The following is a 13182-nucleotide window of genomic DNA, read 5'->3' on the forward strand; positions in this document are numbered from 1 at the left end:
TTGTTGATATAACGTTACCCCGGTGCTGTTTATACTAAACATCGACGCATTTACTCTTCATATATCATTTTCCGTGTCATTCCACCATCGACCACAAGGTTTTCCCCATTCACAAAATCGTTCTCCGGATCGGTCAGGTAAAAGCAGGCTTTCGCCACATCTATCGTCCGGCCTGCACGATTGGATAAATGCTGGAGGTGGTCACCTTCTGTCAACTCCTCGGAGCCTGTGTGGATCCAACCGGGGCTGATGCAGTTGACCCGGATGGACCACGGAGACAGGGAAGAGGCCATGGCATGAGTCAGCGCTGTAATGCCGCCTTTGCTGGCTGCATAGGCTTCTGAATCCGGCTCACTCATCAAAGCTCTCGTGGAAGCCATATTTACGATTCTTCCGTTCGTCCCATTCTTTTTCCACAGTGCTGCAGCGAGCTTGGAAAAGAGAAATACGCTGCGGAGGTTGGTATTCAGTATCCGGTCCCAATCTTCCACAGACAACTCGAACATGGATGTAAAGGTGCTTTCTCCGGCATTATTGATAAGGATCGAAAAGGAACGGCTGTCTTCATTCAACTGTTGAAAAAGCTCCGCTGTACTATCCGGGTCACTGACATCACAATAATAAAAAGCGCCTCTTCCTCCGGGAAGGCTTTCGAGTGCTTCTTTTCCTTTTTCCCGGTCCTTATCCACCCCGATGACCTGAAAGCCTTTTTCTGCATAAAATCTTGCTGTCCCAAAACCAATTCCATCTGCCGCACCTGTGATCAGGACGGTTTCATTGCGTTCGCTCATGGGTTGTCCACCTTTTTCTCTAGATTGGAATAGCTTTTCAGCCTTGTTCAAAAGCAAGCCTCATGATAAGCTTTTTTTTAACAAAAGGATGCACGTTCTCTCCCGTAGAGCCAACCATATCAGGGAGAGACTGGAAATCGACGGAGGTGATCGTATGGCTCGTGTTACCCTGGTAGATGTATTTAAGCACAGAATAACACAAAAGTATCTTCAACGCTCAGGCATTCATCACGCGGTCACCGTGGCAGGTTATGCGTTTGATATGGCGGTTGAAAAAGGGGTGGATCCAGATCTTGCAGCGAAATCAGCCCTGCTTCATGATATGGGGCACTATGAATGGTACAGGGATGGGAAATGGGATTATGATGAATACCGCCGACATGACATCCATGCCATCAAAGGAGCAGAGAGGGCTCATAAACTGCTGATCCGGCTTGGGGAAGACCGGCTGACTGCGAAGGATGTATCCGTCGCTGTTCTTCTGCATACGGACAGCTACCTTCCGTTTGGACTGGATGAAAAAAGAACCCCGCTCCAGCATGTGGTCGCCAAGGCCGATGAAAAAGATGAACAGCCGATGGGGCTGCATCATTATAAGGAAATGGATAAAAGTGAAGCATTGAAACGTCTGCACGAACTGGACCAGAAAATCGAAGCCTTTTTCGATGAGAAGGATCCTGAATCTGTATGAAGCGTTTCAGAAAAGTCAAATGATTTACACAAAAAGGTTTACAATTGGAAAAAAGCCCTATATACTTTCCATTGTAAGAAAAAATTCTCAGAAAGCGAGGTCGGAAATCATGAAAAACACAAAAACGGTTTTCCTGAATAATTTCATACCATCGACCTGCGCTCGGAATAATTTCTGAGACCAACGACTATTTTACCTACAATGAATCATGATAGCCGCAGGAGGTGCATATTGTATTCCTGTGGCTTTTTTAATGGATTTGAATGTTGAAAAGCCGCAGACCTCCTGCGGCTTTTTCTTATGCTGTCAAAGAGTAATTTTACTCTTTTGATATAAAATTACACTATATTTATGAAGGAGTTGACACGTATGACGATTCATTTTTTCCTGTTTACGATTCATGTGACCAAAAAGAAGCAGCAGCGTCTGCAGCCGGTTCCCGGGTACCAACCCACAGTCAAAGACGAATGGCTCGACCGTAAATCATCCGCTTTTAACCGCTACGTGTAAATACAAGAAGGAGGAGAATAAACAATGACACAAACATTCAAGATGGTCTTTATGAGCTGGTTCAATGCGGAGAAGGATACGGATTAGCCTCATTACAAAGAGGAGGTAGAACGATGAGATTGAATATGCTGATGTTTACGATTGTTATTGAACGGACCAGTCGTAAAAACATGGATCACTCCATCCAGCGTGCCCGCGCGATTGGGAAGAAGATCAATGATGTGAAATCCAAATACCACATATGATGCAAACCCCTGCTGTGCAGGGGTTTTTCTTTGGCGTATCCTGATTTTGGTATCATATTGAAATGTAGAGCGGTGAAGAATAAGGACGAGGGGAGGGAGTCGAGATGGCTTCAGGGAATAAAAAACTTGCTGAAACCGGCAGAAAGAAACCAGCAGAACGTAAACGAGGACATGGTAAAGACCAGGGTGAAACAGCCGTGAACCACGTAGTCAATGTCTATGACCCCATCTAACTGAAAAATGACAGCAAAAGCTGTCCGGAGGGTGTCGGGAAATTTTCCGACATCCTTTTTACTAATGGATAAACAATACAAACAAGGCTGTCGAGAAAGTCTCGACAGCCTTGTTTTTTTCTGATTTCTTTTATTTTTCACCTTGTTCATTTGATATCCTAAAAATAAGAATCTGTATAGGTTGTGATTTTTTGTTTCTTCTTCACATTGATGAACCTGGTGCATTCGCACGGGGCAGGGGCAACGAACCTTGGCCTTACTCCGTAGGATCAACCAATACATAGATTTCTCTTGTATCCCCCGAAAAAGTACGACCCCGCTATTCCGAAGACAATGGGATTCCTTCCCTTGATCCTCATGTATTATTCAAAATGGTGTTCATCGGTTATTTTTATGGCATCCGTTCCGAACGTGATTTATAATAACAGATTTAAACTAATGTTGCTTATGGATAGTTCGTAGGGTTGAACCTCACAGACGCCCGCCAGAATATGGGAAAAATTGTCCTCCATCCAGCAAGGATTAGCTGGGTGAAGGAGAGTCTTTTTCGATGTTAAATAACTCCCAAGGAGCGGTGCCCCTTCCACTCCTGCGGAAGAACGAGTGATCCGAGATCGCCGAGCGTGGGTTTTGCGAGGAAGCTCGGGCGCTCGTCCGCGGAAAGGGAAGGGGCTTTCGCTCCTGGCGGTAAGAACGAAAAAAGCTTGTAAAGAAACAGGGGTTTCTCTACAAGCTGCCAAGGGATTTTGTTATTCTTCTGTGAAGTCTGGACAGGCGTGCCTCATCGTACACGTTATTGATGATCCCTTTGAATTTTTATAGGTGAAGGGTAACCCTTTATGGAACACCTTTCTCCGTATCCTGTCCGGGGGGCTTATCGGTGGATACATCCGCAGCAGGCCCGTCACTCCAAAACGCTTCCATATTCGATTCTTTGCGTAACGTCCATGAGAAGAACATGTGCTGTCCTTATGTTTCAGAATCGTCTGTAAAGGGAAAAAATGATTACATTCGACAACCTTTGAAAAAGTTGGAAAAATGCTTTATGTTCTAAGAAGCGTATCCATTTTACCGGATCACAGAAAGGAAAGAAATAGATGGCACATTTACATAGAACACCTCTTCCCGTCCTGGATGCTGTGGAAAGGGTCATGCAGTATAAACGAAAGGGCGGGGTGGAAAAGAAATTCCTTCATGAAAGTGGTGGACGAGTGCTGGCAGAAGATGTATCTGCCACTCATGCCGTACCTCCTTTTCATAAATCTCCTTACGACGGTTTTGCTTTGTCTTCAGCGGATACAAAAGACCTGTCCCGCGAAAATCCGGGAACGTTCCAGGTTATAGAAACGGTGGCTGCAGGACACCGGGCTTCAAGGGAGCTGCGGCCGGGGGAGGCCGTCAGAATAATGACAGGTGCTGAAATCCCACAGGGGGCGGACTGCGTAGCTATGTTTGAAATCTGCACCACGGGAGAAGATCAAACAGGGCACCCGGTTATGACGCTTAAGAGGAGGATGGATGCAGGGCAGAATGTAATTCAGAAAGGCTCGGAAGCAGAGCAGGGAGAAGTGCTCGTACCGGAAGGAGCTAAAATAAATCCGGGGGTCCAAGCCCTGCTGGCCACGTTCGGTTATTCTGAAATCAGCGTATATAAAAAACCCAGGGTAGGTGTTTTTGCCACAGGTACAGAACTGCTGGAAGTGGATGAACCTCTGGAACCTGGGAAGATCCGCAATTCCAATGCATCTATGATTCAGGCTCAGTTGCAGAGGTCCGGGGCAGCGTGTACATATTTAGGAAAACTGGATGATGATTTTGATTCCTGCTATGAAGCGGTCTCCAGCGCTCTTGGAGATTACGATGTATTGGTGACAACAGGGGGCGTCTCTGTCGGGGATTATGATCTGATGCCGGATATTTACGAAAAGCTGGATGCGGAAGTCTTATTCAATAAGGTGGCGATGAGACCGGGGAGTGTCACAACGGTCGCAGAGCATCACGGAAAACTGCTGTATGGACTGAGCGGAAATCCTTCGGCCTGCTATGTCGGGTATGAATTATTTGTCCATCCGATCCTTCAGCATTTTATGGGGAACACACGTCCCTATCACACCCGGGTGCAGGCTGTTCTTGGTGAGGATTTCAAGAAAGCCAATCCATTTATGAGGTTCGTCCGTGGGAAACTGCACTACGAAGAGGGGAAAGTCGTCGTTTATCCCGCCGGCATGGATAAATCAGCCGTTGTGACCTCACTGGCCCATACAGATGTTTTCATCGTCTTAAGAGGCGGTACAAGGGGATACAGCAAAGGGGACATGGTGGAAGCCGTCCTTTTGGAAGACCAGACGGGTCAAACACAATTTTAAAGGGGTGATCCTATCGATTCCCGTATCATAGACCGACTAGGAAGGCCGATTAAAGATCTGCGGATATCTGTTATTGATAAATGCAATTTCCGCTGCAGCTATTGCATGCCTGCCGAGATTTTTGGACCGGATTATTTATTTATGCCGGAAAAAGAGCGGCTCAGCTTTGATGAGATTATACGTCTTGTCCACATCTTTGCCCAGTTCGGTGTCGAAAAAATCCGTCTGACCGGAGGGGAACCTCTGCTCAGAAAGGATCTGGATGTACTCATCCGGCGTATCCGGGAAATTGACGGAATCAAAGATATCGCTTTGACGACGAATGCGGTGATGCTTGTGAAGCAGGCAGAAAAATTGAAGGCCTCGGGACTAGACCGGGTGAACATCAGTCTTGACGCCATTGAAGATGAAGTGTTCAAGAAAACCAACGGCCGAGGAGTTCATACGGATCCGGTCCTGCGTGGAATTGAAGCCGCAAGAAAGGCTGGACTGGGAATTAAAATAAATATGGTCGTAAAAAAAGGAATGAATGAGGATCAGATTCTTCCGATGGCCCGTTACTTTAAAAAGACGGGGGACAACCTTCGATTCATTGAGTTTATGGAAGTCGGAAACCATAATGGGTGGAATATGGATGCCGTCGTATCAAAAAAAGCCATCGTTGATGCTATTCATGAGGAGATGCCTTTAATTCCGGCAGAAGCTAATTATTACGGAGAAGTGGCCTCCCGTTATCAATATGAAGATGGGTCAGGGGAAATCGGCATCATTTCATCGGTTACTGAAGCATTCTGCTCCAGCTGCACGAGAGCCCGTTTGTCAGCAGACGGGCAGCTGTATACCTGCCTGTTTGCGGATTCAGGATACGATCTGCGTGGACGTCTGCGGGAGGATTGGAGTGACGAGGACCTGACCGATTATTTGATGGCTGTATGGGAAGGACGTGCCGATCAATACTCGGCTGACAGAGCCCGGGGAAAACCGATGAAAGAGCGGAAAATTGAAATGTCCTACATCGGAGGATAGAAAAAAGTAAGATTCAGGCTTTTCTCACCCCCTCCTTTTCCTCTATAATAAGTTATAATGATGAATCCCGGAGGTCATTCGGATGAAAACCTTTAAATTAATTTCATTGGACATTGTCGAAGAGAAGAACGAAGACATTACGCAGCGGAGAATCAAGCTGCAGGATGGTTTAATCATCAACCGTGAAGATGATCACGGGCGCTGGGTGATTGAGGCCTACATGGATAACAGCTACCGTTCCTTTTTTGAGGATATGTACCGGAACGGGGATGAGATTATTATCCAGGCGAAGATTACGAAACAGACAAACCGTCCCGCTACGTTTATGGTCAAACCGATCGATTTTAATGAAATTGGTGGTTCAATGAATGTCATTTTCATGGGAACGATGATGGATCGTCAACAGGAACAGGTTGAAAAAGTGCTCAAACAGCTGCTTGATGAAGGATATCAAGGGGAGGATCTGTTGGAGCAGTTCAAGCAGAAAGGCAGCGAATCGAAAGCTTAATTGAACGGACAGAGGCGTCTGGGATCCCCCCCAGACGCCTTCTATGTGCTTCTTTTATCAGCTTTTGTAAATTCATAAATCATGGAAGTATTATGTCGATTATCCTGCTATACTATGAATGATGGTCATCATCGAACAGAAAAAGCAGCATCAAAAGGAGTTTTAGTATGTGGGTGAGAAGAAAAGGCCTGCGGTGGCTTAACGATTTAACACCATTTCAGTTGATTGCAGTGTATTACCTGCTCGCTGTGACCATATCTTCCATCTTGATCGCTCTGCCTGTAGCTCACCAGGACGGCGTGAAGTTGGATTTTATTGATATATTATTTACAGCTGTCAGTGCTGTCAGTGTAACAGGGTTGACAACGGTCCCTACAGCCGAGACTTTCAGTACACCGGGCATATTCATCCTCGCTATCGTCCTGCAGCTTGGCGGGATCGGCGTCATGACGCTTGGAACACTGATCTGGCTTGTCCTCGGGAAGAAGATCGGCCTGAAGGAACGGCGTTTGATCATGACCGATCAGAATCAGACCTCCTTCCAGGGAATGGTACGGCTTGTGAAGGAAATTGTCCTCGTAGTGCTTTTAATCGAATTGATTGGATTTTTAGTGCTGGGTACGTACTACCTCCAGTATTTCGATCCCGGGGAAGCTTACCTTCAAGGATTTTTCGGGACAATCAGTGCCATGACCAACGGTGGTTTTGATATTACAGGACAGTCGCTCGTCCTCTTTAAGGACGACTACTTTGTCCAGTTCATTAATATGATTTTGATTATCGCAGGGGCGATCGGCTTTCCCGTCTTAATTGAGGTGAAGCAGTATCTCCTCCAAAATCAGGAGGAGAAGACGATTCGTTTTTCCTTGTTTGCCAAGCTTACAACCCTGACATTTTTTGTCCTGGTTGTGTTCGGGACGATCATGATTGTCCTGCTTGAGTTCAATCATTTCTTTGCTGATAAGACCTGGCATGAAATATTCTTTTATGCGCTTTTTCAATCCGTCACCACACGGAGCGGCGGCTTATCCACGCTGGATATCAACCAGTTTACAGAGCAGACCCAGTTGTTCATGTCCTCGCTGATGTTTATCGGGGCGTCTCCAAGCAGTGTCGGAGGCGGGATTCGAACGACAACTTTTGCTCTTGTGGTCATTTTTGTGCTCACTTTTGCCCGCGGAGGAAATAACATCCGCATTTTCCGTCGTGAGGTTCATCCGGAAGACTTGAATAAAGCCGTTGTCGTTTTAATTGTTGCTCTATTTGTCTGTCTGAGCGCTGTGATTACATTAACGATTACAGAACCATTTACTTTGAATGAACTTGTATTTGAAGTAACATCTGCATTCGGAACCGTCGGGTTATCCCTGGGGATCACCCCTGGAATGACAACATTCGGGAAGTGTGTGTTAATGCTCCTTATGTTCTTAGGAAGAATAGGTCTGTTGACATTCTTGTTTACGTTCCAGAAAAACGATGCCAGGGGAAATTACCATTATCCGAGAGAAAGAATCATCATTGGATAAACAACAGGAAGCTGAATGCTTGAGCATTCAAATTCATCCTGACCGGTGGAAGAATAGGTTCAAAGCCGGATTCAGGATCTACTCCTGTTCCTTATGGTAACCGTGGAAATCGTCCACGGCACCGATCATGCAGCGGGCAGCTATTCCCAACTCACACGGTTTTGATGCTGCAGATAAAGACAAAGAACACAGCGCGTGGGCTGTGTTCTTTTTTAATAAGGTATAGGATGAGTCTGTAGAAAGGGGACAGGGAGATGACATACCCTCCTGTTCCCGAATTTTCTTTTCAGACCGGCCCGGCCGCCTGATCTCACTGCGGCAGTTTATGACCAACCCATCAGCAGTAAAATGCTGCACCTACAATAATAAGCAGGATGAACAATACGACGATTAAAGCAAAGTTGTTGCGGTAGCAAGGTCTGTGGCATTGTCTTCCTCCGTAAGGATAGCCTCCGTACATAAGCTCACCTCCTGTTGTTACATTCGTAGCCTATGCAGAGGGAGGCTGTTGTGTATGGTCATTCACCCAGAAAGATCAGTTCATAAATGTTGGTGGAGATAACTTCGTAATGCTGCTCCTTTGGTGAAGGGCATCAGCCTGCTGCTTCTGCTGATGGCTGCATTGGTCGAGCTCTTCGCACCAGTGGTTTATCTGTTCATTGTTATACTGGTTATGGGGCGGATGCTGAGTCGAATGAGAAGGGTAATAAGGTCCCGAAATTCTTTGGTTTGCATACATAGACAGTCCTCCTTCGGCTGTATTTTTCCCATAATTCATGATTTTATCCCGTTAAAATCGGTAGAGGAGAAGGTTTTTTGACACATGTGTCGAAAATAATTAATGTGAATGCTCTTATGTAGGTTATAGAACAACGAAGAAGGGTACATCATGTGTATAGGAAAAAGACCGGCACATTGAGGAAGTACATTGAATAGCCGGCTTTGTACATATTTTGTATAATGATTGCACAATAGATGTCACATAAGAGAAGGTGAACGTAATGAAAAAGATCGCTGTGATTGGTGCCGGCCCCGGAGGGCTTGCATCGGCTATGATTTTAGCCGCAAAAGGGTACGACGTAGACGTTTATGAAAAACAGCCGTTTGTAGGAGGACGAAACGGTCATTTTTCTTTAGGAGAATATACGTTTGATATTGGACCGACATTTTTAAGTATGCCGCAGATCATGGAGGAGATCTTTGAGATGTCAGGGAGGAACGTCCATGATTATCTCGATTTAAAAGAACTGGCACCAATGTATGAGCTGCAGTTTGATGGGAAACGCATCCCGATGTATCGCGATCGGCAGAAGATGGTGGAAGTCATCCAGAAACATTTCCCTGGAAATGAACACGGGTATGAGCGGTTTATGGAGGAGACAGGGGAGAAGATGCAGGCGCTGATGCCGCTGCTGCAGACGAAACATAACCGTCTGACGGACTATGTTTCCAAACGGGCGTTGAAAGCCCTGCCGAAGTTGTCACTGGGTAAATCCGTGTACGATGTCCTCTCCGACTACTTTACGGATGAGAAGTTGAAAATAGCCTTTACATTCCAGGCTAAATATCTCGGCATGTCTCCGTGGGAATGCCCGGGAGCTTTTTCCATTCTCTCGTACATGGAACACGAATGGGGCGTATTTCATCCCATTGGAGGCGTCAATCAGCTTTCCAAGGCGATGGCCGCAGTGACAGAAGAACACGGTGGGAAGATCCATTTGAACAGTGGAGTAAAACGAATCCATACAGATCATCAGGCCATTTCGAGCCTGGAACTGGATTCCGGCGAAATTGTGAAGGCGGACGAATACATCATCAACGCCGATTTTGCAGAGGCCATGACGAAACTCGTTGATGACGGCGTCCTCCGCAAGCATTCGAAGAAGAAGCTGGAGAATAAAAAATTCTCCTGTTCCACTTTTATGATCTATGTCGGCCTGGACAAAAAGTATGAAATGCCCCATCACACGATCCTGTTCGCCGAAGATTATAAGAAGAATGTGGAGGAAATGACCAAAGACCTCGTTTTATCCGATGAACCCTCCATCTATATTCATAACGCCAGTGTCACGGATGATACACTGGCACCCGAAGGTCATTCGGCTGTTTACATTCTGGCCCCTGTACCGAACAATTATTCTGAAATCGACTGGGAGGATAAGGAAGATACTTTTAAACAATTGGTCTTTGACGAAATAGAAGCAAAAACCGGCTTTTCAGACATTCGGGATCATATCGTCGTCGAGAAAGTTCTGACACCGAAACAATGGGAAACGGACCATTTTGTTCATCAGGGAGCTACGTTCAGTCTTGGTCACCAACTGTCGCAGATGATGTACTTCCGCCCTCACAACCGATTCCAGGAGCTGGATCACTGCTGGCTTGTGGGAGGAGGAACGCACCCGGGAAGCGGTCTTCCTACGATTTTGGAATCGGCACGAATCACCACCGGATGGATTACCGAGAAAGAGGTGGAGCCGGTATGAGACGTACAGCCATTGTCGGAGGAGGAATAGGCGGACTTGTGACCGCTTTGTACTTGTCCAAACAGGAAGGACGACACGTGTCGATTTTTGAGAAGAACGATTTTCTAGGCGGGCGTTTAACTTATGAGCGTCACGGCAGTTTCAAGATTGACCAGGGCCCGACCATCGTCCTTCTGCCCGAAATGCTGCTCACCATTATGGAGGAGGCGGGAATTCCGAGAGAGGAAATCCCTATGGAACCGTGTGATCCGTTATATCATATTCACTTTAAGGATGGGTCCATCTATACGAAACATAGAAATCCAGCTCTTCAGAAGGAAGAACTGGAAGCGAAATTTCCAGGGAACGAACAGCATTTCGACCGGTTCCTTCAGGACATGAAAACGAGGTTCCTGCAGGGAAAAGCACAGTTTCTTGAAAAGTCTTTTGTCGAAAAACGGACGTTCTTTTCGGGGAAGAACATCAAAACGCTGATGAAACTGAAAGCATATCAAAATGTGAAGAAGATGATGCGGACGTACTTCGATGATGAACGTCTTGTAGAAGCGTACACACTCCAGACGCTGTACATCGGCGGTCACCCCGAGCAGTCTCCGGCGATGTATTCGCTCGTTTCCTACAGTGAGCACGAACACGGGATCTGGTATGTCAAAGGAGGGTACGCCCACCTTGTGGAGATCATACAAAAGGAATTGAAACGCCGCGGCGTTTCGATACACACGAATGCGGAAGTGAGCCATGTGGAGGTGGAGGGGGGAGAAGCTTCTTCCATTACCGTCAATGGAGAAACACGTTCTTTTGATGAATATATCCTGAATGGTGACTTTCCATTAATGGATAAACTGATGCCCGAGAAGAAGCGTCTGAATCGAAAATATACGGCTTCCTCCGGATGTCTCCTCCTCTATATGGGTCTTGACCGTATTTATGAAAACAACACGATGCACCAGTTTTTCATGACGTCTGATTTCGACCATCATATGAAACAGGTATTTATGGATAAAGTGCTTCCTGATGAACCATCCTTTTACACGTTCCACCCATCCATTATCGACGGCTCCCTGGCTCCGGAAGGAAAAGGGGTATTGTATACGCTGATTCCAGTACCAGCTGGAAAAGACGTGGACTGGAACGGAAAAGAAGCATTGATCGAGCACGTCCTGGATGAAATGGAAGCTCGCGGTTTCCCTGAACTCCGAAACCATATCGAATGGATGCATGTCCGTTCTCCGGAGGAAGCGGCAAGAGACGGTTTGTTTGAAGGCGGCAGCTTCGGGATTGCCCCCACCCTGTTCCAATCCGGTGTCTTCCGACCACAGCTTCAGCCTTATCCGGTCAGGAATGTATATGCTGTCGGAGCGTCTGTTCACCCCGGCGGTGGCGTCCCTATTGTTATGCAGGGAGCAAAATTGTTGGCAGATTATTTGCAATATGGGTCTAAAAAAAGGCATAATTACAAGCGAGGTGTTTAATGATGACGGATTTGAATCAAGCATACCATCATTGTCGAAGGATTATTGAAGAACATTCCAAGACATTTTCCAAAGCATTCGCTATGCTGCCCAGGCAGCAGAAAAGGGCTGTCTGGGCCATTTATGCTTTCTGCCGGCGTGTGGATGATATTGTTGATGAAGGGACGAACCCGAAAGCAGAGCTGGAGGCGTTCGCCTTTGAATTTGACCAATTCCTTGAGGGAAAGCTTGAACTGAATGATCCGTGCTGGCTCGCTCTGGACGACGTTTTCCGACGTTTTTCTATAGATCCGGACCCATATTACGATATGATCAAGGGGCAGCGGATGGACCTGTATCCGACTTTGATTGAGACGAAGGAAGATCTTCTTGACTACTGCTATCATGTAGCGAGTACCGTTGGTGTGATGCTGCTGCCTGTCATTGCTCCCGGGCGTACGGCTTCTTTAAGGCAGGGGGCTGTTGAACTCGGTTATGCGATGCAGTTGACCAACATCCTGCGGGATATTGGAGAAGATGTGGAAATTGACCGTGTATACTTACCGACACAAGTCATGGAATCCTATGGCTATACCTCTCGGGATCTGCAGAATGGAAAAGTAAATACCGCCTTCATACAAATGTGGGAGGACCTGGCTCATGACGCAGAAACCTATTACGAGAGGGCTTTGAAAACCATTCCCGATTATCCGGTGTATTCCAGAGCTCCTGTGGGGGGAGCGGCGAAGATGTATCGTGCGATCCTTCCCACCGTTCGAAAAAATGATTACCAAGTGTTCGGCCGCCGGAATTACGTTTCGGACAAGCAGAAGAAGCAGATCATTGCAGAAATGCAGTGATGCTGCTTCTTTTTTTACGTAGGAAAGGATCCTGTTCTGCCCGCATAAGCTGATAGAGGGGAATACGAGTGAGAATATTATCGATAGTCAGTGCCCTGCTTCTCATTTGCTGGGGAATCGGTTTATGGATGCAGAAAAAACAGGATGGGCATGAAAAGAAAAGCCGAGGTCTGCGGTGGTTGGAAAAAGTACGTCTGATGGAACAGTTGTGGGAACCGGTCAAGGAAATTAAAGGGGTGTCAGTTGCACCGCCTTTAAGAATTGTTGCCGTACACACCCGTCTTACCGACACAGAAGCTATCCGAAGGCTGAAAACAGCATGGCTGATGGACTGGCGATACGAAGGAAAAGGGCTGGTGACAGAGTCAAACTCTGTGCTTTTTTACTATGAAAATGGACGTCCATACTGGGCCTTTCATGAGCTGTGGAATAAACCAGGATCTGGTAAAACAGCAGAAGGCTATCACGATTAGCAGCGGGCGGAGGAAT

Annotated in this window: 15 protein-coding genes and 1 pseudogene; 13 read left to right on the top strand and 3 right to left on the bottom strand. The window is 46.6% G+C overall.

Annotated elements, in window-relative coordinates:
• Nucleotides 1–50 precede the first annotated feature (50 nt).
• Nucleotides 51–791, bottom strand: coding sequence for an SDR family NAD(P)-dependent oxidoreductase (locus ACXAJH_RS01070; RefSeq protein ID WP_474992876.1), 741 nt, complete (start codon nucleotides 789–791; stop codon nucleotides 51–53).
• A 154-nt stretch (nucleotides 792–945) separates the two neighbouring features.
• On the opposite strand from ACXAJH_RS01070, the gene ACXAJH_RS01075 reads away from it, so the two are divergent.
• The 9 genes and pseudogenes from ACXAJH_RS01075 to ACXAJH_RS01115 all read left to right on the top strand — a co-directional run bounded on the left by ACXAJH_RS01075 (nucleotide 946) and on the right by ACXAJH_RS01115 (nucleotide 7896).
• Entirely contained in the window at nucleotides 946–1482 is a 537-nt protein-coding gene (locus ACXAJH_RS01075; RefSeq protein ID WP_474968308.1) for an HD domain-containing protein, read from the top strand.
• Between the two features lie 369 nt (nucleotides 1483–1851).
• A complete protein-coding gene (locus ACXAJH_RS01080; protein ID WP_474968309.1) occupies nucleotides 1852–1992 on the top strand; it encodes a hypothetical protein in 141 nt (46 codons plus the stop codon).
• A 113-nt stretch (nucleotides 1993–2105) separates the two neighbouring features.
• Nucleotides 2106–2237, top strand: a complete 132-nt coding sequence (locus ACXAJH_RS01085; protein WP_474968310.1) for a hypothetical protein — start codon at nucleotides 2106–2108, stop codon at nucleotides 2235–2237.
• Between the two features lie 104 nt (nucleotides 2238–2341).
• Nucleotides 2342–2470, top strand: a complete 129-nt coding sequence (locus ACXAJH_RS01090; protein WP_474991779.1) for a hypothetical protein — start codon at nucleotides 2342–2344, stop codon at nucleotides 2468–2470.
• 256 nt (nucleotides 2471–2726) lie between these two features.
• Nucleotides 2727–2889: pseudogene (locus ACXAJH_RS01095) on the top strand (transposase); the annotation flags it as partial.
• 678 nt (nucleotides 2890–3567) lie between these two features.
• Nucleotides 3568–4836 (top strand): molybdopterin molybdotransferase MoeA, encoded by a 1269-nt coding sequence (locus tag ACXAJH_RS01100; protein WP_474968312.1) that lies wholly within the window; start codon nucleotides 3568–3570, stop codon nucleotides 4834–4836.
• Between the two features lie 12 nt (nucleotides 4837–4848).
• Nucleotides 4849–5862 carry a GTP 3',8-cyclase MoaA gene (gene moaA, locus ACXAJH_RS01105; protein ID WP_474972313.1) on the top strand — a complete coding sequence of 338 codons (1014 nt, stop codon included), beginning with the start codon at nucleotides 4849–4851 and terminating at the stop codon, nucleotides 5860–5862.
• 82 nt (nucleotides 5863–5944) lie between these two features.
• Nucleotides 5945–6370 carry a YwpF-like family protein gene (locus ACXAJH_RS01110; RefSeq protein WP_474968313.1) on the top strand — a complete coding sequence of 142 codons (426 nt, stop codon included), beginning with the start codon at nucleotides 5945–5947 and terminating at the stop codon, nucleotides 6368–6370.
• Nucleotides 6371–6537: 167 nt separating this feature from the next.
• Nucleotides 6538–7896: a TrkH family potassium uptake protein gene (locus tag ACXAJH_RS01115; protein ID WP_474968314.1), complete on the top strand. Its 1359-nt coding sequence runs from the start codon at nucleotides 6538–6540 to the stop codon at nucleotides 7894–7896.
• A 337-nt stretch (nucleotides 7897–8233) separates the two neighbouring features.
• Here ACXAJH_RS01115 and ACXAJH_RS01120 read toward each other — a convergent pair whose 3' ends face one another.
• Nucleotides 8234–8356 (bottom strand): YjcZ family sporulation protein, encoded by a 123-nt coding sequence (locus ACXAJH_RS01120; protein ID WP_084162986.1) that lies wholly within the window; start codon nucleotides 8354–8356, stop codon nucleotides 8234–8236.
• A gap of 75 nt (nucleotides 8357–8431) precedes the next feature.
• Nucleotides 8432–8635, bottom strand: a complete 204-nt coding sequence (locus ACXAJH_RS01125) for a hypothetical protein (protein ID WP_474968315.1) — start codon at nucleotides 8633–8635, stop codon at nucleotides 8432–8434.
• A 262-nt stretch (nucleotides 8636–8897) separates the two neighbouring features.
• Here ACXAJH_RS01125 and ACXAJH_RS01130 point away from each other — a divergent pair, with 262 nt between their 5' ends.
• From ACXAJH_RS01130 to ACXAJH_RS01145, 4 genes are all read left to right on the top strand, one after another.
• Nucleotides 8898–10382, top strand: coding sequence for a phytoene desaturase family protein (locus tag ACXAJH_RS01130; RefSeq protein WP_474968316.1), 1485 nt, complete (start codon nucleotides 8898–8900; stop codon nucleotides 10380–10382).
• The gene (locus ACXAJH_RS01135; protein ID WP_474992878.1) at nucleotides 10379–11854 is read left to right on the top strand and encodes a phytoene desaturase family protein; all 1476 of its coding nucleotides are present in this window, start codon (nucleotides 10379–10381) and stop codon (nucleotides 11852–11854) included. The genes ACXAJH_RS01130 and ACXAJH_RS01135 overlap by 4 nt, the downstream gene beginning before the upstream one ends.
• 2 nt (nucleotides 11855–11856) lie before the next feature.
• Nucleotides 11857–12693, top strand: a complete 837-nt coding sequence (locus ACXAJH_RS01140; protein ID WP_474992880.1) for a phytoene/squalene synthase family protein — start codon at nucleotides 11857–11859, stop codon at nucleotides 12691–12693.
• Nucleotides 12694–12761: 68 nt separating this feature from the next.
• On the top strand, nucleotides 12762–13166 hold the full coding sequence (locus ACXAJH_RS01145; RefSeq protein WP_474992882.1) for a hypothetical protein: 405 nt from the start codon (nucleotides 12762–12764) through the stop codon (nucleotides 13164–13166).
• Nucleotides 13167–13182: the final 16 nt, after the last annotated feature.

The organism is Halobacillus sp. ABD4_316 (assembly GCF_056161385.1).